This is a genomic window from Nocardia tenerifensis NBRC 101015 (assembly GCF_000308715.1).
GTDB lineage: Bacteria > Actinomycetota > Actinomycetes > Mycobacteriales > Mycobacteriaceae > Nocardia > Nocardia tenerifensis.
Genome location: NZ_BAGH01000575.1, coordinates 1 through 20,915, shown reverse-complemented (window position 1 = coordinate 20,915; position 20,915 = coordinate 1). Strand labels below are relative to the sequence as shown.

22 protein-coding genes are annotated in these 20,915 nt (G+C 64.8%); 6 read left to right on the top strand and 16 right to left on the bottom strand.

Annotated features, from left to right (window positions below):
- Window positions 1–1,248: hypothetical protein (locus ON39_RS37935; protein ID WP_040741400.1), on the bottom strand; the 1,248-nt coding region annotated here is incomplete at its 3' end.
- 207 nt (window positions 1,249–1,455) lie between these two features.
- On the opposite strand from ON39_RS37935, the gene ON39_RS37930 reads away from it, so the two are divergent.
- Window positions 1,456–2,034 carry a dihydrofolate reductase family protein gene (locus ON39_RS37930; protein WP_040741398.1) on the top strand — a complete coding sequence of 193 codons (579 nt, stop codon included), beginning with the start codon at window positions 1,456–1,458 and terminating at the stop codon, window positions 2,032–2,034.
- Window positions 2,035–2,093: 59 nt separating this feature from the next.
- Here ON39_RS37930 and ON39_RS37925 read toward each other — a convergent pair whose 3' ends face one another.
- Window positions 2,094–2,729 (bottom strand): TetR/AcrR family transcriptional regulator, encoded by a 636-nt coding sequence (locus ON39_RS37925; protein WP_246003132.1) that lies wholly within the window; start codon window positions 2,727–2,729, stop codon window positions 2,094–2,096.
- A gap of 86 nt (window positions 2,730–2,815) precedes the next feature.
- On the opposite strand from ON39_RS37925, the gene ON39_RS37920 reads away from it, so the two are divergent.
- The 3 genes from ON39_RS37920 (at window position 2,816) to ON39_RS37910 (ending at window position 4,230) form a co-directional block, all read left to right on the top strand.
- On the top strand, window positions 2,816–3,340 hold the full coding sequence (locus ON39_RS37920; RefSeq protein WP_110293879.1) for a hypothetical protein: 525 nt from the start codon (window positions 2,816–2,818) through the stop codon (window positions 3,338–3,340).
- 80 nt (window positions 3,341–3,420) lie between these two features.
- Window positions 3,421–3,738, top strand: coding sequence for a hypothetical protein (locus ON39_RS37915; RefSeq protein ID WP_040741396.1), 318 nt, complete (start codon window positions 3,421–3,423; stop codon window positions 3,736–3,738).
- Between the two features lie 216 nt (window positions 3,739–3,954).
- A complete protein-coding gene (locus ON39_RS37910) occupies window positions 3,955–4,230 on the top strand; it encodes a hypothetical protein (RefSeq protein ID WP_040741394.1) in 276 nt (91 codons plus the stop codon).
- 52 nt (window positions 4,231–4,282) lie between these two features.
- Here the strand turns inward: ON39_RS37910 and ON39_RS37905 are convergent, their stop codons facing one another.
- From ON39_RS37905 to ON39_RS37855, 11 genes are all read right to left on the bottom strand, one after another.
- Complete coding sequence (locus ON39_RS37905; protein ID WP_051187622.1) at window positions 4,283–5,668, bottom strand: carotenoid oxygenase family protein; 1,386 nt, start codon at window positions 5,666–5,668, stop codon at window positions 4,283–4,285.
- 1 nt (window position 5,669) lies between these two features.
- Complete coding sequence (locus ON39_RS37900) at window positions 5,670–6,500, bottom strand: lycopene cyclase domain-containing protein (protein ID WP_051187621.1); 831 nt, start codon at window positions 6,498–6,500, stop codon at window positions 5,670–5,672.
- Window positions 6,497–7,432 carry a phytoene/squalene synthase family protein gene (locus ON39_RS37895; protein ID WP_040741392.1) on the bottom strand — a complete coding sequence of 312 codons (936 nt, stop codon included), beginning with the start codon at window positions 7,430–7,432 and terminating at the stop codon, window positions 6,497–6,499. Before ON39_RS37895 ends, ON39_RS37900 begins: the two co-directional genes overlap by 4 nt.
- Window positions 7,433–7,435: 3 nt before the next feature.
- Window positions 7,436–8,914: a phytoene desaturase family protein gene (gene crtI / locus ON39_RS37890; protein ID WP_040741410.1), complete on the bottom strand. Its 1,479-nt coding sequence runs from the start codon at window positions 8,912–8,914 to the stop codon at window positions 7,436–7,438.
- Between the two features lie 61 nt (window positions 8,915–8,975).
- Window positions 8,976–9,491 carry a hypothetical protein gene (locus ON39_RS46410; protein WP_157195598.1) on the bottom strand — a complete coding sequence of 172 codons (516 nt, stop codon included), beginning with the start codon at window positions 9,489–9,491 and terminating at the stop codon, window positions 8,976–8,978.
- 388 nt (window positions 9,492–9,879) lie between these two features.
- A complete protein-coding gene (locus ON39_RS37880) occupies window positions 9,880–10,305 on the bottom strand; it encodes a DUF6114 domain-containing protein (RefSeq protein WP_051187619.1) in 426 nt (141 codons plus the stop codon).
- A complete protein-coding gene (locus ON39_RS37875; RefSeq protein ID WP_146251324.1) occupies window positions 10,305–10,919 on the bottom strand; it encodes a DUF6230 family protein in 615 nt (204 codons plus the stop codon). Before ON39_RS37875 ends, ON39_RS37880 begins: the two co-directional genes overlap by 1 nt.
- 308 nt (window positions 10,920–11,227) lie before the next feature.
- Complete coding sequence (locus ON39_RS37870) at window positions 11,228–11,488, bottom strand: acyl carrier protein (RefSeq protein WP_051187618.1); 261 nt, start codon at window positions 11,486–11,488, stop codon at window positions 11,228–11,230.
- Window positions 11,485–12,378 (bottom strand): acyl-ACP desaturase, encoded by an 894-nt coding sequence (locus ON39_RS37865; protein ID WP_211336449.1) that lies wholly within the window; start codon window positions 12,376–12,378, stop codon window positions 11,485–11,487. The genes ON39_RS37870 and ON39_RS37865 overlap by 4 nt, the downstream gene beginning before the upstream one ends.
- The gene (locus ON39_RS37860; RefSeq protein ID WP_157195597.1) at window positions 12,375–13,643 is read right to left on the bottom strand and encodes a cytochrome P450; all 1,269 of its coding nucleotides are present in this window, start codon (window positions 13,641–13,643) and stop codon (window positions 12,375–12,377) included. Before ON39_RS37860 ends, ON39_RS37865 begins: the two co-directional genes overlap by 4 nt.
- Window positions 13,640–15,313 (bottom strand): AMP-binding protein, encoded by a 1,674-nt coding sequence (locus tag ON39_RS37855; protein WP_040741387.1) that lies wholly within the window; start codon window positions 15,311–15,313, stop codon window positions 13,640–13,642. The genes ON39_RS37860 and ON39_RS37855 overlap by 4 nt, the downstream gene beginning before the upstream one ends.
- 635 nt (window positions 15,314–15,948) lie before the next feature.
- Between ON39_RS37855 and ON39_RS37850 the strand changes: the two genes are divergently transcribed.
- Both ON39_RS37850 and ON39_RS47820 read left to right on the top strand, forming a co-directional pair.
- Window positions 15,949–17,355 (top strand): wax ester/triacylglycerol synthase domain-containing protein, encoded by a 1,407-nt coding sequence (locus ON39_RS37850; protein WP_040741386.1) that lies wholly within the window; start codon window positions 15,949–15,951, stop codon window positions 17,353–17,355.
- A gap of 69 nt (window positions 17,356–17,424) precedes the next feature.
- On the top strand, window positions 17,425–17,664 hold the full coding sequence (locus ON39_RS47820; protein ID WP_157195596.1) for an acyl carrier protein: 240 nt from the start codon (window positions 17,425–17,427) through the stop codon (window positions 17,662–17,664).
- A gap of 84 nt (window positions 17,665–17,748) precedes the next feature.
- Here the strand turns inward: ON39_RS47820 and ON39_RS47815 are convergent, their stop codons facing one another.
- The 3 genes from ON39_RS47815 to ON39_RS37835 form a co-directional block, all read right to left on the bottom strand.
- Entirely contained in the window at window positions 17,749–18,621 is an 873-nt protein-coding gene (locus tag ON39_RS47815; protein WP_157195595.1) for a patatin-like phospholipase family protein, read from the bottom strand.
- Window positions 18,622–19,128: 507 nt separating this feature from the next.
- Entirely contained in the window at window positions 19,129–19,536 is a 408-nt protein-coding gene (locus ON39_RS37840; protein WP_040741384.1) for a hypothetical protein, read from the bottom strand.
- 397 nt (window positions 19,537–19,933) lie between these two features.
- Window positions 19,934–20,470, bottom strand: a complete 537-nt coding sequence (locus tag ON39_RS37835; protein ID WP_246003131.1) for a GNAT family N-acetyltransferase — start codon at window positions 20,468–20,470, stop codon at window positions 19,934–19,936.
- Between the last annotated feature and the right edge of the window lie 445 nt (window positions 20,471–20,915).

Below are 20,915 nucleotides of genomic sequence, written 5' to 3'. Positions count from 1 at the left end.
CACCGACCCGTCGGTCCCGCTGATCTTGACCGGGGCGGCGAGCCAGCCGCTCGGCTGGGACACGTCGGTGCGCGTCGCGTAGAGCTCGCCGTTCGTGGAGAGGAAGACGACCGCGATCCCGCCCGGCCCGTAGGCCAGCGCGACGGGCTGATCGGCTTCGTAGTCGCCGACCACGCCGCCGCCGACGCGGGCGAAGTTCTCCAGGCTGATGGCCACCGACGGCCGCCACACAGGCGGATTCGCAGTGGGATCGTAGGCGGCGGCGCGCAGTTGCTTCTTGTCGGTATCACCCCAGACCAGCGTGGTACGGCCGGGCTGGCTCGTGGCCGCGGTGAGCTGCCCCGCCCACGGCACCGGCTGGTCCAGGCCATTCACCGCGGTCCACCCGGACCAACCGGCGACGCGCGGATCCTTGGCCAGGTAGGCGGTCGTGTCCCGCAGCGCCATGAGTTTGCCGACACCGAGGCCGAGGAGCATCTCGGCGCGCTCGTCCGCGGTGCGGTAGCTCATGCTGTCGTCGAGTTCGGCCTGACCGCCGGTCACCCAGCCGGAGTCGCGGAGGGCCGACTCGTAGCCGGAGGCGTGGTCGAAGCAGGTGGACCAGACGTGGAACGAGTCGCCGCTCACCTGCCCCTTGACCCGAGGCTCGATGGCCTGATCGGCCTTCCGCACGATCCAGTCGAGCCTGTCCGCATGCCTTTTCAGCTCGGCCCGGGTGACCGCGTTGGCCCGGTACTGCGGGTTGAGCGCGGCGATGACCCCGATGCGCACGACGAGGGTGTACGAGTACGCCACCACGGCCAGCCGATAGTCGAAGTGCGGATCCGGCGAGTTGGGGTCGGGCCGGAAGTAGAACGAGTCGCCCTCCAGCAGCGAGTTCACCGCCAAGCGGGAGTTGTTGTCCGCGTTCGCGCGCAGGGCCGGGTCGGTTCGGCCGCCGTCGATCCAGCTCGTGAGCTGATCGATCGCCGTGCGGCTCTGGCCGCGGAAGGTGTCGAGGTTGTGCTGCAACTCGAGGATCGCGGACTGCTGCTCGACGCTGACCGCCCGCTTGACCTCCTCGAGCAGCTGATCGATCTGCCCCTTCAGCGCGGTGAAATCCTGGTGCAGCACTTCGAGTTTCGCGAGGATCTTGTCCTCGGCGCTCGGGCCGGCCGGGGTCAGGAAATTGATGATCTCGTCGTAGACTCCCTTGGCCGTCTTCGCCGCGGCGTAAACAGCCAGTGCGGTGCTGATCGGTTCCGTCATGCCGCTCCCCTTCCCGAAGAATGACCCGGCCTGTCCGCGGGCACGCGTCGGCCGGGTCGATGCCCGGTCCACCGTGCCCCCGCCGACCCCGGCGGGGAAAGTGAACGGTTCGGCCAGCGAACCTCCATTCGGGCATCGGCCGGTCGATGAGTTTCGCGGCGGCCTCTCGTCTCTATCCACACACCCCCGGATCCAGAGGAGAGCATCATGACCGCCACCTACACCTTCGACGTCTTTTCCACCCTCGACGGCTACGGAGGGGTCGGCGGAGGCGACTGGGGCGGCTACTGGGACAAGCAAGGGCCGGAACTGCTCGACCACCGCCTCGCTCTTTTGGCGTCGGAGCAGCGAATGGTGTTCGGACGCAACACTTATCAGGCTTTCGCGCAGATGCTGGGCGCCGACACCGAGCAGACGGTGCACGACCCCTGGGTCACCCGCATGCGCGAGCTGCCCGCGACGATCATCTCGACCACCCTGCAGGGCCCCCTCGACTGGCCGGACGCGACCGTGGTGCACGGTGACGCCGTCGACGTCGTCGCCCGGCTCAAAGCGGAGTCCGACGTGCCGTTGCGCTCGCACGGCAGCCTGTCGATGAACCGGGCCCTCATGGCCGCCGGGCTCGTAGACCGCGTGCAGGTCACCCTCTTCCCCGTGATCACCGGGCAGAACGGCGCGGACCCGATCTTCGAGGGGGCGGCCGACTTCGACCTCGAGCTGATCGAGAGCCGGATCTTGGACGGGCACATCCACGAACTCGTCTACCGGCCCACGCTGCACCCGTGAAGGTTCGCCTTCTGACAAACGCACGCGTCGGGGTGCGAGTCGCGTGCGGCGGCCGGCGCTCAGTCCGGTCGGAAGACCACGCTGATGAAGGTCTCGACGTGGCGGCGGATGTCGTCGCGGGCCTTCTCACGATCACGGTCCGACGCGTCGGCGTGCAGGTGCAGGACCCTGGTCAGGCCGATGAAGCCGGTGAAGGACATGGCCAGGTCGTCCGGTGCGGCGAGATTCGCGGGGATCAGGCCGGCCTCGATCCAGCGGGCGAACAAGCGGCTCACCGGGGTTCGCATGGCCGAGACCGCGTCGCGCAGCGCGGAGCTGTGCAGTAGGCCGTCGCGTGCCATCACGCTGATCAGTAGCCGGGCGTCCTCGCGCTCCCACTCCTCGAGGACGACGCGCACGAGCTCACGCAGATACCGCGGCGGGTCGGTGTCGGCGAGGACGTCGTCGCCGATCATGTCGAGGGGGTTCCTGGGGCCGAGCGTATTGAGTACGGCGTCGAATATCGCCTGCTTGCTGGCGAAGTGCGCGTAGAGCACGCTCTCGCTCAGCCCCACCTCGCGGGCGATGGACCGGATGGACGTCCCGGCGAAACCGTTGCGGGCGAACAGTTGCAGCGCGGCGTCGAGCAGCGCGGCCTTGGTGTCGCCGGCGTCCGCCTTCCTGGGCCGTCCCGGTCCGCGCCGTGGTGTCGTCATCGGACTTCCCCGCCTCCTCGCCGCGGCGAATCCCCTTCGTCCTCCGCAGTTCCCGGCGTCGCGAGGTGCTGCGCCGGTGCCGAGAGGTGACCCGGCGGCTGAACGCGATGGACGAGGTCGTGTCGGCGACGGTGTACCGCGCGATCGCGATCCAACCGTCGGAGGTGAGCCCGCGCTTCGACGTGATCGTCCTGATCGAGACCACCACCCCGGATACGATCGCCGCCGTGCGCGCCGTCCCGGAACTCCAGCGGCTCGGCGCCGACTTCGTCATGCCGGCCCGCAATATCCGGCGCCTCGGCGACATCGACCGCGCACCGTCGGGCACCTTCCTGTTCAACCACTTCACCTCCGACGATCCGGACCGCGCGTCGCGATACTTCGACTCCGTCGCCGGGTGGTTCAGCCATGACGCCGAGGTCGACGACATCGCGCTGCTGGGCCCGCTGGACGCCGCACCGTACGTCTTCGTGAATCAGGTCCGGCTGCCCGGCACGCTGGCGGAATTCATACGCGCGCTGCTGCGGCCGAACTTCCGGCACGCGGTATATCGGAAAATGCGGGCGAATCAGATCGGGTTCGCGTCCATCGTCTGCAAACCACTCCCCTAGTCGAATATCGCGGGACTAGGCGTAACAAGCGCGAGCGATAAGCGATGTGTTCCAGACAACATCATTTCAGGAGGTTCGGAATGCTATCTGCGAAGCGACTCGTCGCGGGTGCCGTTGCTTCCACCGCGGCGGCGGCCACTGTGCTCGCCGGCGGCGGCGTGGCCCAGGCCGACGTACCCGTGTGGGAGGCCAACTGTCACGTCTACAACATCTTCAATACCGGCGGCATGGCCAATTGCGAGCTGCCGACCTGGCACCAGGTCAAGCTCACCTGCGTGGCCTGGCCCATCCCCTTCACCTACTGGAAGTACGGCCCCATTCAGTATGGACAGAACCAGTCGTGGGCCAGTTGCGACTCGTTGAACGCGCTGGTGAATGTCGAGGTAATCCAGGCGTAGTTCGCATTCGGTTATGCCATTCGAATCAGAGAAACGATGAACCGCATAGGTTCCGGAATGACGGGGAACTGCGGGCGGCGTCGGTGGGAAAGTGCGCCGCCACCAGTTCCCGTGCCAGACCATACTTTTCGGGGGCACGTGCGCGCGGGGCGAGTCACTTAGACTTGATACCTCTTCACTTCTGAATTTCCTTTCCCCGCAACAGGAATTCACGCGATGGTCGACTATCGCCGGACCGCCGAACGACGGACCATCAAGTCCAGGAATCGATCCGGCGCGCTGGCCGCCGCCGCGGCCGTAAGTTCGATCGCGACGGCGATAATGGCGGCCCCGGCCATCGCGGCCCCCGCGCCCACCCGCACGGTGGACAGCGGCCAGCGCATCAACGCCGACGGCTCCGTCGACGTCACCGGCACCTATACCTGCAGCGGCGGCCAGACCGACATCCTCGTTGATGCCCGTCGAGCAGAGTCGTATGGCTGCATTCCATGATCAGCAAGCGACCATATGACTCTGCTCGATAGCCAACTCGTGCACCGGGCAGTTACAAGGAGGGCTCGGTGAGGGCTGCGTCGACGGCTTCGATCGAGGCTCCGTCGATCCAGTTGGCGTGGAAGCCGGAGGGGACGCGGCAGGGCAGGTCGATCGTGGCGATCGGGGCGGCGGCGACGTCGCGGGAGTCGAGCACGATCAGCTTGCTCATATCGCGCTCGGTGTCGTAGAGCAGGTGCAACAGCCAGCCGTCGTCCTCCGCGGCGCCGCGTGGCACGAAGACGGCCTCGGTCGGACTGCCGCCGGTGCGGTCGTAGTCGTGGACCACGGTGGTGTCGGTCAGCAGGTCGTGTTTGAGAATGCCGGTCGGCTGGCGCTGCGCGATGGCCTCGGACGAACCGGTGATCGCGTAGTAGTACCTGGAGTCGGCGGTGACGGTGCGCGGGTCCAGCCGGGGCAGCTCCTGCATACGGTCGGTCAGCTGACGCTCCCGCACCGCGCCGGTGACGAGGTCGAGATCCCACTCCCACAGCAGACCGCCGCCGCCCGCGAGGGGGTCGTCGGAGTGGTCGAACATGCGCTCATACCTGAGTGCGCGCAGGAGAATGTGGTCCCCGCTCGACGCGGCGGTAACCGCATGCAGCACAAAGCAATTGGTTATCTCGAACCATTGGATCGAGCGAGGCCCGTCGTCGCGGCGGAACACGCCGATGCGCGCCTGGTGACGGCGATCCCATCGATAGGGAAGCTGGCCGCGGATCGCAATGGACGGTTGGAATCGGACCGGCGAGTCGAAGAAGATCACGTGTTGCTCGGTCAGCGCGATGTCGTGCACAAGCGGCCTGCCGCCGAATTCGATGCGCTCACTGCGTTGTACGCGAGCCTGCGGGTCGATGACGAGGTACTCGCCCCAGGTGTGCAATGGCGTGTGGGCGATCATGATCAGCTCGCCGGTGTTCGGGTCGAGTTTGGGGTGCGCCGAGACTCCGTTGGACAGGCCAGAATAGAGCGGTGTGTACTCCACTGTGTCGAGCGTCGGGGTCAATCGCGCTGGGAGGCAACCAGTTTCAACCAAGGCCAAGAGCAGATCGCCGTGGCAGATGACATTGGTGTGGACCACATCGCTCAGGAAATGGCGCGGGCCCGGCGGGCGCGGCTCGCCCATCGCACGGCAGACTCGCCGGTCGCGGATCCAGCGGTTGCGGAACCAGTCGGCTCGCCCGCCGGACAGGCGCACGCCGGAGACGAATCCGTCCTGTCGAAACCACGCGTAGTGGCGGGCTCGGTATCCGGTAGGCGGCACAACGGGATTCGGCCCGATATAGGTGAACAAACCGTCGAGCTCCTCGGGGAGTTCACCCTCGGTAGGCAGAGACAACTCGGTGCGCTCGGTGTACACCGGTGCGTAAGCGCCGGTCAGATAGGGATCGGCAGCCATCTCAACCTGCTCTCTGGGGAGAATGCGTCTCGACGCGAGTGGTATGGCCGGGAATTCGGCGCAGCGTAGGTGAGCCGACCGGCAGTCGACGGTGAATTTCTTGATGGCAGGCCAGCACGAGGCCATCGACGATCAATAAGCTTGTCAGCCAGAAGAACACATATTCTTCGATCGGCAGGCCCAGGATTTTCCAGCCGGTGGTGTACTGGGTCGAGATCGACCAGGTGCCCTGGCCGATCGCGATACGGTCGGCGAGCCAGAAGTACGCGACCGGAGCCAGCGCGAACAGCCGCAGCACCCGAAACCGACGCAGAACATCGGCCCCCACCGCGCGCTGGATCGCCAGCGGAATTCCCACGAGCACCACCATCGACCCCTGATACAGCAGGCGATCGGAGGCCACGGTCGCCACGGCACCTGCGATGATCAATGCCATCCATAAACACGTGGCGCTCACACGAGTCAGGGGCGCACGAGCCCACGGCCACGGCCCGGCCGGGTTGTAGCCGTCGACTCGGTGAGCCAGCAGCGCCAGCGTCCAGACTCCGACGACGAGCACCTGCGCCGCCATGAAGCCGAGCTCTTCGACCGGGACACGAAATACTCTGGCGCTCACCGAGTTCGGCGGAGTCGTCCAGGCGCCTCGACCGATGATCCAACTGTCCCATGGCGCGGTCCACATGACCGCGACGACGACCAGCACAGCGAGCACACAGCCGCCTATGCGCAATGTCGATCCGAACCCCTTCGCCCGGATTGTGTAGATGGCGACCAGAACCGCGACAGCCAGCGCGGGCAGGAGAAAGGCCGCCAGAAAGTGTGCGTAGGTCACGACGGGGCTCCCATCCGTGGGGCGGTTTCACCGGAAACACTTCGGGCGCTTCGGTAGGCGGGGATGGCCACCGAGAGTCTTCGACGCAGACTCACGGTGACCCGGCGCCGCAGGATGTCGTGGTCCGCGGCCTCGATCGCGTCGAGAATGCCCGAGTACAGGGTGTGTGCGATCTCGATACAAGGCCTGCTTCCGGGCTCGAGCATGCGAATACCGCCCCAGGCATAGGCGTAGATATCGCGTGTCCGGGCGATCTCGAATCGGAGCAGTCGGCGTACCGAGTCGCTGGCGTGCTCGGCGGCGAGGTCGTCGGTCGTGACTTCGAATCGCCGAAGGTCTTCTTGCGGAAGGTAGACGCGGCCGCGCGCGAGATCCTCTCCGATGTCACGCAGGAAGTTTGTGAGCTGGAAAGCCCGGCCGAGCGCTTGGGCCCGCTCGTAGGCCTCGTCCTCGAGTGGCCCGAGGATGGGCGTCATCTGTAGTCCGATGACCGCAGCCGAGCCGTACATGTAATCGTTCAGTTCACCGAAGGTCGCATATCGGGTAACGGTCAGATCTTTCTCCATCGATGTCAGAAACGCCGTCACGTGGTCGAGCGGGATCTGCCAGGTGCGCAGCGTGTGTCCGAGCGCCCGGCACACCGGGTCGGACCCGGAACCGCCCTCCAGCTGCTCTGTGACGGCGGTTCGCCATCGCGTGAATTCCTCGGCGCGCGACGCGGGATCGCTGTTGTCGACGATTTCGTCGGCGTAGCGCGCGAAACCGTACAGCGCGTGGACATACGGCCGTTTCCAGCGCGGCAGCATCGTGGTGGCGAGGTAATAGGTGCGGCCGTATTGCGCGTGCAGCCGCCGGCAGTACACGTAGGCGGCGCGCAGGCATTCGCTCTCGATTCCCGCCGCGTCGAGAATCTGGGTGTCGGCATGGCGCATCGTTCACCCCTCCGCACTTCGACGGTGCCCGATAATGCGTTCGGCGGCCAGGCGGCCACTGATCGTCGCCATCGGCACGCCGACGCCGGGATGGGTGCCCGCGCCCGCCAGCACCATGTTTCCGCCGAGCAGGTTGCGGGGCCGGAAGGGGCCGGATTGGCGGAACAGATGGGCGGTGCTGAACGGGGTTCCCGCCGGGCAGTCCATGGACAGCCAATCCGCGGGGGTGATGGTGCGCACGACGTCGAGGTCGTCCAGTACTTCCCCATAACCGTTGCGCGACAACACGTTCTGCATATAGTCGCGCAAAGCGGCGCGCTCGGCCGACCAGTCGATGTCTCCGGTCTGCAGGTTGGGCACGGGGAACAGGGTGAAGTAGCAGTGCCGCCCCTCCGGTGCGAGATCAGGATCGGTGACGGTGGGCGTACTGACCAGAAAGGATGGGTCGCTCATCGGTTTCCCCTCATCGATGAGCTCCTCGAAGGTGGACGTCCATCGGCTTCCGAAATGAATGCTGTGGTGCGCCTCGGGTTTTCCACCCGCGCCGAACAACAGCAGCAGACAGGACGGCGCGTACTCCAGGCGTGGAAACGAACGTGGCCGACGACCGAGCAGGGTGGGCAGGGAGACCGCGGGGTCCGCCGTGATCACGGCCGCGTCGCCGGGAATACGCTCCCCGGAGGCCGTAATGGCCGCGCGGAAGCGGCCTTTCGGTGAGGTCTCGAGCCGGATCACCTCGTCGTCGTAGCGGAAGCGCACCCCCTTCGCCTCCGCCGCCGCGGCCAGCGCGCGCGGTAAGGCGTGCATGCCGCCTCGAGGCAGCCAGGCGCCGCCCGCGGTGTCCATATAGGTGACCATGGAGTACATCGCCCGCGCCGATTGCGGCGCGGTCCCGACATACATTGCCTGGAAAGCGAATATCTGCCGCAGCCGCTTGTCCTGGAAGTATCGGTTGACACTCGCTTGCAGACCGCCGAACCCGCCGAGGGCCGCCAAGCGGGCCATCGCCAACGGCGCCAAACTCCCTATGCCGTCGAGGTTTCGGTCGACGAAAGCCGGGAAGCCGCAACGGTATACGCGTTCGACATGGCGGCGGTAGCGCAGATAGGCGGCGGCTTCCGTACCGCCGCATGCCCGTTCGATCTCCTCGGCGGCACGCTCCGCCTCACGGAAGACGTCGATGTGGGTGCCGTCGGGAAAGTGCGCACGGTAGGTCGGTTCGACGGGCAGTAGCTCGATCCAGTCGCGGGTCTGCTCGCCGACGGCCGCGAACTCCGCGTCGATGAGTTCGGGCATGGTGAGCACGCTGGGGCCGTAGCCGAGCCGATACCCCTTCTCCTCGAAGACCGCGGCTTTACCGCCGGGCGCAGAAGTCTTCTCGCACACGATGACTTTTCTCCCGGAGCCCGAAAGATACAGTGCCGCAGACAAACCCGCGAATCCCGCGCCGATGATGACTATTCGATGTGTCGGACTATCCATGATGCGGTCGGTGCGCATTCGATACCTCGATGGTTGGCCGTTCCGATCGTCGCTTCTGGTGCTATCGGCGCTCGATCGGCACCGGACGAGGCACGCCGAGGGTGGCGCTCATCGTGTCGGCCAACAGGCCGAGGTGGCGACCCGGACGAACGAGACGCTCGAGCCGGTGTGACGATTCGACATCGATATCGATGAGCGCCAGCCGGACGCGTCCGCTGAGTCGCGCCGGGATCTCGTGTAATCCGCCGCTCGGAAACTCCTGCCACAGCAGGAAATTCTTCGCCATCGGCAGGGCCGGACTCAACGCGCGGGCGGAGGCCGTGACCGTCCACGGCGCCTCCGACTTCGATCGGCAGGTCGTCGTGCCGCTGTGGCCGGGCTGTCCGTCGACGGCGACAAGCACCTTCGGCAGGGACCAATTCTTCCTGCCCGCAGCGAGACTGGCGAGGGAATCGACCGCGATGAACGGGCAGTGGAACAGCATGCGAAGCCCGCGCCGGAAAGCCGCCGCGGCCAGTACCTCGCGGTATCCGTCGACGGGGCTGTCCAGATACTCGATGACCGCCCCCATGGTCATCAGCGGGCGGCCGGCGTGCCGACCTGCCGCCGGTAATGACAGGGGCGTGTTCGAATCCGCTCGGCCGAACCAGAGCGCGGCGGTGCATCGGGTTCGCCAGGGCGCGGGCGGAACGAAGTCCGGGAGCTGGTTCGCGATATCCTCCGGAAGCCGGCACTCGGGTAGGCCTGGAACGGCCGTCAATTCGGCGACATTCATCGGCATTCTCCTCTATTGGTCGACCGCCGTTTCCGACCGTAACTCCGTCTCCGTGCCGATCCTCCAAACCGCATTGGTGTCGGGCTGTCCGCCGAATTTGGGACGGGACCCGACGCACACCCTCCCAAGCTCAGAACTTTCTGCGGCCACGCAGAGTCTCGATGTGAATCCCGCAAAGCGGTGCGGATTTCTACGACTGGCCTCGGGCCGCCTCGTCTTCGGTGGCGGCGGGGGTCCAGGCGAAGGCGAGGCTGCCGCCGGTCAGGGCGGCGAGCATGCCGATTACCAGGCCGCCCAGATTCGAGTAGGCGAACGAGGCCACGGCGATCACGGCCGCGGCGATGCCGAGTGCACTGTGCCGTTGCGGACGGATCCACATAGACGCGCCCAACGCCAGAAGGGCGACGCCCAGAACGAGATTCGCCCATCCCCCCGCGCCGGGCAGCATGGGTTCGGCGGTGACGACCGTGGTGGGCACCAGGGCGATCACCAGGCCGCCGCACATCGTCAGCAACCCGCCGCCGAAAGGTCTGCCGCGTCGCCAGGCGTTGAATGCGCGCGCTCCCTCACACCACCGCCTTCTCAGATTCGCCCGGTCGAAGAAGCGACCGCTCATCAGAAGCATTCCGCCACATCGCGACCCATGTCCATATCCGTCCCGGACTGGCTCAAACCCTGAATCGAGGTCCACCGAATAGTGGCGTGCAGCTGCATCTTCAAATCGCGGACATCGATCGGCAGTCGACCGGGGTAGCCCTCGATCAGAACGAGACCGTCCGGCGTCGTAGACACTCCGTCGACAGCCAACGACCCCGCGATCACCTCGACATTCTCGAACGAGTCCATCGCCAGCGACGTTTCGGCGATGCGCACCTGATGACCGGGCTTGGAGGAGATCCGCAACACCTGCGAACCGAACAGGCTGTCCACCCTCCCGGACGCACACAACCCCTCCACCACCGTGTCGTGCAGCGTCACCTTCAGCGCGAAAATCTGCCCATCCGAACGACTTTGGATCGCTTGCGGAAAGATACCGCCCGCCGACGTCGAAAGGTGTTGCAAAGACACCTTGATCGATACTTCCCCGTAGAGCTGAGCGGACACCGGCACCACCCCATAAATCATCCCGGCGACCGTCAACGCAACCACGAGCAGGCCGGAGCAGAACAGCGCCGAGAACCGCCCCCAGCGCGTCCGCGGATGCTGCCCCGCCATCAGATCGCTCAGCACCCGAAACGAGCGGTGGGCCAAACCTTCACGACGTACACGTTCACTTCGATGACCTCTTCCGTCTCGAACGAACCCACGCGGAAATCAGCCGCCCCCGCGCCGGACTCGAGGCACCGCGACACATCCGCAACCGTGTCAGGACCTTGCTGGCGTACCTCTGCATCTCGCGCGTCTGTCGATGGCGGTAAAGACAATCGTAATCTCTTGTGGCACAGGCGTTGGCGGAAACGATCCGTTGGGCATGCGGTCCCGATCGATTGCCGAAAATCAGCGAGTTAGTAGTAGGGGTACCGGTCACCCATATGAGGTCACGGTTGGCTGTCCAGCGTGGTGCTGACGAGATCGATCAGGTCACCGACGGTGGTTACCGTGAACACCGCGTCGTCATCGAGGCTGATGCGGTAATGGTCTTCGAGATCGGTGACCAAGCGCATGAGCTTGACCGAGTCGATGGCTGAGAGGTCGGAGATCGCGTCGTGCGGCCGCACTTCGGTGTCGAGTTCGGTGCCGAACATGCGCAGGACGGTGTCGGTGACTTCGCTGGAGGTGTGGATCCGGTTATGGGTCATGCGATCTGCCTCATTTCGGTGATGAACGACAACAGGTCGTCCACGTCGGGGCTTCCGGGCGAATCGACGAGCTCCCGGACGAGGCGACCGACCGGTTCATAGGCGTCGGTGACATCGAACCGGACACTCTTGGGGGCGCACAGCGACCACCTCCAGTAATCGGTCAGGCTGGCGGTCAGCGGCATCTTGAAGTTCTCCAGCACGTTCTTCAGGTGCGGGAGGGTGCGCGTTCCGTGACGACGCAAATAGGCGGCGACCAGGTCGCGGTAGAGCGCGAAGTGCCTGGCTTCGTCGCGGCCGAGTCGTTGCAGTAGATCACGCAGGACAGGCTCCTGAGCGACCGCGTGGAAGCGCTGATAGAACAGATGGGTGGCCTTCTCTTGCACCATTGTGTAGACGAAGGCTTCCAGGGGAGTGCCCGGCAGTTCCTGAAACTGTTTGCGGCCCTCGGCGGCCAGCTCGCGCAGCAGCTCTTCCTCGTCGGCCAAACCCGCCGCGATCTGGTAATGGGTGAGCGCGGAGGCGTGACGTTCCTCGTCGTAAGCCCACGCCATCAAGAATCGGAAGTATTCGCGGTTGCCGCAGAACTCGTCGAGGTCGATGTCTTCTCCGACGACGGGAAAGTTGGCCAGCAGCGAGGTCACATAGCCGGGGATGTGGTCTTCGATAAACGTCGTGAAGCGGATGACGAATTCATCGGATCTGGTCAGCGCGCCGGGTTCGATCGCGCCCCATCGCACGTCGGCGAGATTCCAGCCGCGGTCGGCGCCGAGCTGCACGGCCGGCTCGACACAGGCGCGGATGTCCATGAACGGCAGCCCCCGGATCGGCTCCTCGGTGTGAGGTGAGGTTGTGCTGCGAGCGGGTGAAACCGTTGATAGGTCTGTCATGATGCTGGATCTCCTTTCGCGTGCGGGTGCGCGGTGACGGGAACGCGGGCGAGGCCGTGGCACAGCACCATGGCCGTCCACGGCAACTGCTCGGGTGCTTCTGCCAGCTGTAACCGATGGGAGTGCCGGGCGAGCGCGAGGAGGACGGCTTGAATTTCCAGGCGGGCCAGTTCGGCGCCCGCGCAGTAGTGACGCCCATACCCGAAGGCCAGATGCGGCGGTCCCGTTCTGTTGGGGATCAGCTCGTGCGGGTCGGGATAGGCCGTGGGATCGTGATCGGCGGTGTCCACCGCGGCCAAGACGATGTCTCCGGCGTCGAGGCGCGCGCCGAGCAAGGTCATCGGCTCGGGTGCGAACCGCCAGGTCGCCAATGGGGCCGAGGATTGCAGGCGCAACAGCTCCTCGGTCACCGCGGCCACCGAGTCCGGTTCGCGCACAATAGTTTCCGCGAGGTGCCGATCACTGAGCACGGTGACCGCGGTGCGGGCGAGCACCGACGCGGTGTTGATGGTGTTGGCGGTGATGAATTGACGCACCACGCCCAAAGCCTCACGCAGGCTTACCTTTCCGTTTTGCCAGGCGACAGCGGCGGCACTCGCCAGATCTGTGTCCACGCTGGAACGCTCGGCGCGTTCACTCAGCAGCTCGGTCAGCAACTGCTGCAGGTCTGCGGAGGCGCGCAGATATTCGGGATCGCGCGGATGGAACGGCCCCAGCAGAGTGCGGCTGCCGGCCAGGACGGTACGCTCGGCGGTGGCGGGGATGCCGAGAACACGGCAGATAACCTTGGTGGACAAGGGTTCGAACAGCTCGCTGACCAGCTCTCCCCCACCGTGTTTCATGATCACGCGCAGCAGATCGCGGGTGTAGTTCTCGATATCGGGACGCCACTGCCGCACAGCGCGCCGGGATAGCAACGGTGTGCTGATCTTGCGCAGGCGGGTGTGGTCGTCGGCGTCGGAACTGATCAGATGCCGGCCGCCGAGTGAGTACCCGTCCTCGGGATAGCGTCGCCCGCGAAACGGATGTACGGAAGGCGGCAGACGCAGGGGGTCTTTCACCAGGTTCTCGTCGGCGAGCACCTCCCGGACGGGTGCGTATCCGGTGACCACCCACACCGGAAGATCGTCCAACACGATCACCCGATCGATCGGGCCCGGCAGGGCGCTGAGCACGGCGTGGATCTCGCGCGAACAACCGTGCGGCACAACGGGTAAGCCAACCCCGGCCGGGCAGGCAAGGCCGCTGGCGGGCTCGGAGGTCACGACGTCGCGCCTCGGGAGTGGGGACGGCGCGACGCACCGATTCGCTCGGCGGCGGAAAGTCGCTGCCATTTACCGCTGGTCGAACGAGTCAAGAAGTGCGGCGGTGCGGGGTGCACCTCGATGCGCGTGGTGCCGATCGTGGCCGCGACCCGCTCGCGAATCGTCTTGGCCAGCTCACAGTGTCGATGTTCGGGCAGATCGGTCTCGGCGATCAGACCGATGCACTCGCCACCGTCCGCGGCGGTATCGGCGAAGGCGACGAGATGGCCGTGGTACACACCGGGCACACGACGGGCCAACTGTTCGACATCGGCGGGAAAGTAGTTGCAGCCGTTGACAATAACCATCTCCTTGAGACGGCCGCCCACATAGAGCTCGCCGTCGAGCCAGAAACCCAGATCGCCGGTGCGCAGCCAGCCGTCGGTGCGCAACATGGAGGTGGCGTGGTCATTGCGGTAATAGCCGGAGGTGACCGCCGGCCCGCGCAGCTGAATCTCGCCGAGCCGGCGTTCTTCGCACAGGGTGTCGTCGGCGACGATCCGCAGCTGCATGCCCGCGACCGGCCTGCCGACACACACGATGCCGACTGCGGCCGGATTCGACGAATCCACCTTCCTCGCAACATTTTTCGTCCCGAGATCGGCTCGGTCCACCCAGGCAGTCTTGGGCACGGTTTCCGGTGTGGGAAACGCGATGGCCAGCGTCGACTCAGCCATTCCGTAGACCGGGTACATCACGGACGGGCGGACCCCGGCGTCGGCGAACACTCGCGCGAAGGTTTCGACGGTCTGCGCCGAGATCGGCTCGCCGCCGTTGAACGCCAGCCGCCACCTCGACAGATCCAGCCCGCGCGCCTTACCCGCCGCGGCGGCGCGGATCAGCAGGTCGTAGCTGAAGTTCGGGCCGGTGGTCAGCGTGCCGCCCGTCTCGGCGATCAGTGACAGAAACCGCTCCGGGCGGCGGACGAAGTCGTGCGGTGCCATCGCGTGGGTGGTGCCGCCGTTGAGCACGCTGGTCAACATCCCGAACAAGCCCAGATCATGGTAGGGCGGCGTCCACTGCACCCACACATCCGTCTCGGTCATCTCGGCCGATACCGCGATGGCGGACAACCCCGCCACAATATTGCTATGGGTCAGTTCCACTCCCCGTGGCGCCATCGTGCTACCCGAGGTGAACTGCAACACGGCCAGATCCGCTCCGGACACCCGCGGAAGCGCCCCGGCTCCGGGACGGTTCTCCGAGGCCGACACAACCGCGAGACCTGTTCGCGCACGGGCCAATTCGGCCGCTACCGCACCGAAGGCGTCATCGGTGACCACCGCACGCAGATCGGCCTCGCGCACCAGCGGCAACACCCGTCGGGCGCTCGATCGAGCATCACTGGGCGCGACCGGCAGTACGGTCGCCACCGCGCCCGCCCGGACAGTACCGAGCAGGGTCACCAGCAGTTCGGACCCGATCGGCAGCAGCAGCCCGACAACGTCGCCCGGTTCGACGCCGGCACCGATCAGCCCGTGCCCGAACCGCGCGGACGCCGCTTCCAGCTCGGCAAGAGCGATCTTCTGCCCGGTGCCGGGAAAGGTGGTGACGGCATCTGGCCGTGCTCGAGCGAGTGACGAAACAGCCTCGGCCAAAGTTGCTGCTGCCCAAGCAATCGAAGCAACCATGCCTCTTAACATACCCAGCGGCTACGAGCGAAACCGGCGTTCTACCAAGGGAATTCGAGGCAAAGACGCGATACGCGCGCTGAGCGGCCACTCACGGGCGAATTACGCTCAGTCAACACTGCTTGCGTTATACGGCAGCAATTTCCAGCACGGACGACAAACCGACTTCGAACCAAGCTTCAAATGATGCACCGGGGTTGCGAGCCTCGGATGACAGCGGGCGAAACATATGCACAGCTGCAATTCCGAGGGCAAGCTTACAGTTCGCTGAGGCACGATGCATCACTTTCAGACGGAAGAAATATTACTGTCAGTCGGTTCTTTTAGCTTCGATCAGACGGCAGAGATGGCGTCAAGGCTTGTCACGACGCGCGCCGATGCACCGGAGCCGGTTGACTGCCTCGGCGAGTCGCTCTATGGTTGATTTACGGTCGAAGACCTGATGAAAGATGCTACATATTAACCGGCATGGGACACCGTGCAGGCGATTATGCAATTCGATTCGGTGCGCGCTCGCTCAGCTTTTGCGTGAGCCCGCTGCGTACGTTCATCTACGCGCATCTCAGCAGATGCGAGAGGTCGTCGTTGTGGGTAGAGAAAAAACATCGCTTTCCGGTTGGTCAAAACCGGGACCTATGAGCGGCACCGACGCATTGATGTGGAGGGTCGGCCGTAATCCGCTGACCAGAATGAATCTCGTGGATATCTGGCTGCTGGATGCGGTGCCGGAATGGGAACGCCTACTGGATTGTTTCCATTACGCCCTGATCAAAGCACCCCGCCTGACACATCGCGTCGTCGAACCACTCTTCGACGCCGGGCCGCCGGTGTGGTCACCGGATCCGGGATTCCGGCTCACCAACCATCTCAGCAGGATCGCCCTGCCCCCGCCGGGAGATCTGCGTCAAATCCTCGATCACGCCGAACGTGCGGCCGCCGACGAACTCAACCCGGCGCACCCGCCGTGGGACGCGGTGCTGATCGAAGGCTACGAGTCGGACAAGGCCGCACTCATCATCCGCTGGCACCACAGCCTGGCCGACGGGATCGGCAGCGCATGGTTGTTCGAGCAACTCACCTCGCCCACCCGGGAAACCGAGCAGCGGACCGCACGTCGTGTCGGTGTCGAGCCGCTGTCCGAAGGGCGGCGGGTGCCTGCCACGCCGCTGGCCGCCGCCGCCGAGTTGCCCATGAGAATGGGCGTCAGCATGGTCTCGGCTGCTTACGACACCTACCGCAACGCCGGCTGGGCTTTCCGGCAAATGAAGAAGATGCCCACGCTGTCCGCTCAGGACATGGCTCAGGTCCCGCTCCGAATGGCACGGCTGCTCAAAAACTTCAACACAGTGCCAGGACCGTCTCTACCGTCTTTCCCGCGGGCGGCCAGCCCCTCGCCCCACTTCGAGGTCATACGAATCGACGGAGACGCGCTGAACAATGCCGCCCGCGCTGCCCACGCCGGAACCGCCGCGGCTTACCTTGCCGCGTTCGCCGCGGCATACCGCGAGTACGGCCTTCGCAATCGCAGGCCCACCAACACCATTACCGTCAGTGTCCCGGTGAGTCTGCGTCGCCCAGGCAACAACGATTCCGGCAATTTCTTCGGATTGATGCCACTACGGGTATCGCTCGACGACATGACGGTCGTTCAGCGCATGCAATCCATACACAAACAACTCATGCAGACACGCGCGAGTTTCTTCGACGACTACGTACCCGTGCTCGCATCCGCCGGCAGCTGGGTTCCCGGCATATGGGTCGATGCCCTCGCACCATCCGCCGGCGAACTGACCGACGCCGTGCTCAGTGTTGTCAACGGTGTGCGCCGCCCTTCGTTCCTGGCAGGCGCCCAGTGGATTTCCAGCATATGTTTCGCCCCGCGCGGAACCAGCCCCTGCAACGCCACCATGGTCTATCACCTGGACCATTGGTCGATCGCTGTGCACCTCGACCCGGCGGTATTCACCGATGGGGCGCTGTTTCGCGAACTACTCGAAGAGAAGATGGGCGAAATAATACAACTAGCCGGAGCCGAGACCTGACAGCTCATGAAGCACGTCAGACGAGCAGCTTCGTCAGCGATGGACTCCAAGCCAGGAGGCTGGTCGGCAATGGATGTATTAACCGAGGTACGCAGCACACTGGGACAGACCTCCGAGCTCACCGTCCCCGCTTCTTCGGTGCAGCCGGAACATCATTTATCGGAGTTGCCGGGTGTGGATTCGCTCAGTCTTGTGGATATAGTCCAAATCCTCGAGAGACGAATGGGAATCCGTCTGGACGACGACGCGGTCTTCGAACTCGAGACCATCGGCGACCTGTGCCGGCTCATCGAACAGAGTCTTCCGTGAGATCGTGAGACCGACTGCCGCGGTGGTGTGCTCCGCTCAGCGCGCACCAGGGGCGAATACGGGCGAGCAGACCGACAGTCGCGTCTACACCGGCGACGCCGACGCTATCGCAGCCAGAAACTCGCCACTGGCACGGTAAGCATCGATGATCTCAGCGTCGGCAAGCGCCAGCGACGCAGCCAAATCCACGCCTACCGTACGGCCGATCAGCGGCACGCCCGTGACAGGAGCTGGACGTCCCAGCGGCAGGCAATGGACCACTGCCTCATCCCCGACGACATCGAGTTGGTGGTGGAAGCGAGCGCTGATCCCAATGGCCGTAGGCACCGGCGCGATCCAGCGCAGAACACTCACAGGCCCGCGGGGGCGCTTCAGGTCGGTGGCGGGCAGAACGTAGATCGTACGAGCACCAAGCTCTACGGCACGTTCGATCGAAATCGGATCGGCGAATGCGCCATCGATCACCTCGCGTCCGTCGACCCGAGCGGGTGGAATTACTCCCGGTCCAGACATTGCCGCCAAAACAGCGGGCAACAACAGACCAGAAGTCAGCCAATGGGTGCGAGGAAGCCCACCGAGATCGACGGTCGGACATTGAAACCGCACTTGTAGATCTTCGAATCTCTCGACCGGTAAATGTTTTTGCAGCGCTACGGCAAGCGCGTCCCGGGACTTTTGTTGCAAGGGCGGGCAATAGGGGCGGACAAGCGAATACGTCCACAGGCCCGCAAGGCGAGGAGAGGAAACGAACTCCAGCCACAAGTCTCGCACGGCGCGCAGGCCGACGGCATCTGGCTTGGCTGCGAAAATTGCCCCGATAGCCGCGCCCGCCGAAGCGCCGAGCACCAAGTCCGGCTGAATCCCGGCTTCCATCAACGCAGCCAGCATCCCGATCTCAGCACTGGCCTCTTTGCCGCCGCCCGACAGTACAAAAGCGGTTACAGATTTATCGGCCATACCTAAAAGTATAAACCGCTGAAGTGAAAGATGTTGACATAAACGCGATTCGGCCGATATTCCTGCCGGGCTACCGGCGCAGCCGTCAGCATCTGTAGCCGTAGGCGGACGAGCTCCGCCGAACGTCCTCGATGCGGAGCCGCCGCCACAGGCCAGACATCGATGCCCGGCATACGGATCAGCAGTCGCGCTCGGCAAGAGGGCAACTCGCGAGCGATCCAGATCCATGTGCCTGCGCACCCATCCGAAGCTCGGCGTGCACCGAATAGTGAATCGACCGATGGCCCGTGAGCAAGACCGCGGCCTAGACCATCATCGCAGTGAGGGAATAAGCCGTCGAAGGAGGGCCAGGACATCGGCATAGATCCCGACTACAAGAAATCCGAACCGTTCAGAAATCGGGAAAGAATGCAGTAACTAACCGCTGCGCACGCGCTGCCTCCCGCACCGATTCGCCGTGCATGTATCGATGCGGGTGGCAACGCATCCCGACCGGGCCCTTACGGCTCAACCAGTCACTATGCGATAAAACATCTTCCATTGCGCCGCACACTTTTTCCACTCATCCATGTTTCTTTCGGGGTCACCACAACGCCTCAGGAGATCGTAAAATTTGTTCTCGGCCTCTTGTTTTTTGCCGGCGACACCCCACTCGTAGAACTGGTGCGCCAGACGTTCGCACACCTCACGCTTATGATGGGACTGGCTCTTCCGACATTTCTCCACCACCTTGTCGTAGCGCTGCCGAATAGCCTCCTTCTCTTTTTTCGTCGGCTCTGCGGCACTGTTCGCCTGCACCGTATTGTCGGCGGGGCCCGGCAGGCCGATATCGGCGAATGCCGCGGACGCCGGGATCGTGCTGAACAGGACCACGGCGATCGCAACCGTGGCCGTCCAGCTCGTCTTGCCTGTCATCGCGCTCCTGTTCGACGTTCGGAATGATGGACGCGCCACAGTCAAACCTGGGCATGCGCACAAATGTCATTCGTCGCCGCAGAGCGTGAGGATGGGTGTCGACGTCCGTGAATTCACCGTCGGCCGACTGAAGCCTCATCCATTCATGGCGCAAATGTTCCATCCGACTGGCGCGCCCGTTCAAGGATGTGACGTGCCCTGCGGCTCCCGGGCGACCCCGCGGAGTTGCCGCCGGTGCGCAGCTTCATCTCCAACGGGCATTCTCGCTTGCCGGTCTATCTCACCGCTTGATCTGTGGGAACGGCCCGCGCGCCGCGCAACTGCGGAAGGGCCTATATCGGAGGTGCCCGGGTGCGGGACGCCGAGCCCCAGGGGCATGTCGGCATGGTCCACTGATTCAGCGCATCGGCTTGTGGAAGATGAGGAAATCGCACGGGGTGGCGAGCAGCGGCACCAGGTGTGGGTAGCTTTCCTCGAGCTCTCCCTTGCGCTCGAGGACGTATCCGAGCCGTAGATACCAGCCGCGCAGGAACTCCTTCACCGGATGCGCCCAACCGCGCGGCACCAGCAGCTCCAACTGCACGGTCCGCGCGCCCTGCTCGACGCAGTGGCGCTCGGCGAAATCGACCAGGACGCGGCCGATTCCGGTGCCGCGCTGCTCGGGCTCGCACACCAACATGCCGAATTCGCCGATGCCGTCGGCCAATTGCCGTATGCAGGCGGCACCGACGAGTCCGCCGTCCTCATCGCGCGCCACCGCGAGATGGTCGGCACCGATCAACCCCGATATCTCGGATGTCGTTGTGCGGCTGGCATTGTCACGCCACAGCCCCTCTTCGGCCACCTCGTACACTTGATTGACCAGATCGGTGAGCTCCGCGACCAGCGCGGCGTCGCCCGCCGCCGCCGTCGGCACCATCTCGATGGACACCATCGGTACTCCTTCGCACATCGTGACTGTTCTCGCGTCGTTCATGGACAACCGCCATCACAGCTTGACCCATACGTGGTGGCACAGCGGATCGAAACCCGCGCTGACCACGTACGCGTGCCTCGAAAGCGATTGTCGCGCGTGCCGTAGCGGCAGGGTCAAGCGCCTCGACCGGGTCGCGCGGAGAAGGACACGATCTCGCGGCTCTCCGTGTCCGGATCGGTCCTGGACGTACTTCGGCCAAGAAGCGGCCGTCGTGCGGCGTTCAACCCTTGGGGCGGAACCCATCTGAGGGCCGCAAAGGCGTGAGTTCGGCGGTTCAGTTGTGCGGCTTGTCCGGGCAGTCTGCCTCGACCCAGGTGGCTGTGAGGTCTCGGCTGGTGATGGTGAGGGAGCCGGACAGGAAGCAGATCTCCTGGGTGCAACCATGGTCATGCGGAAGGATCTC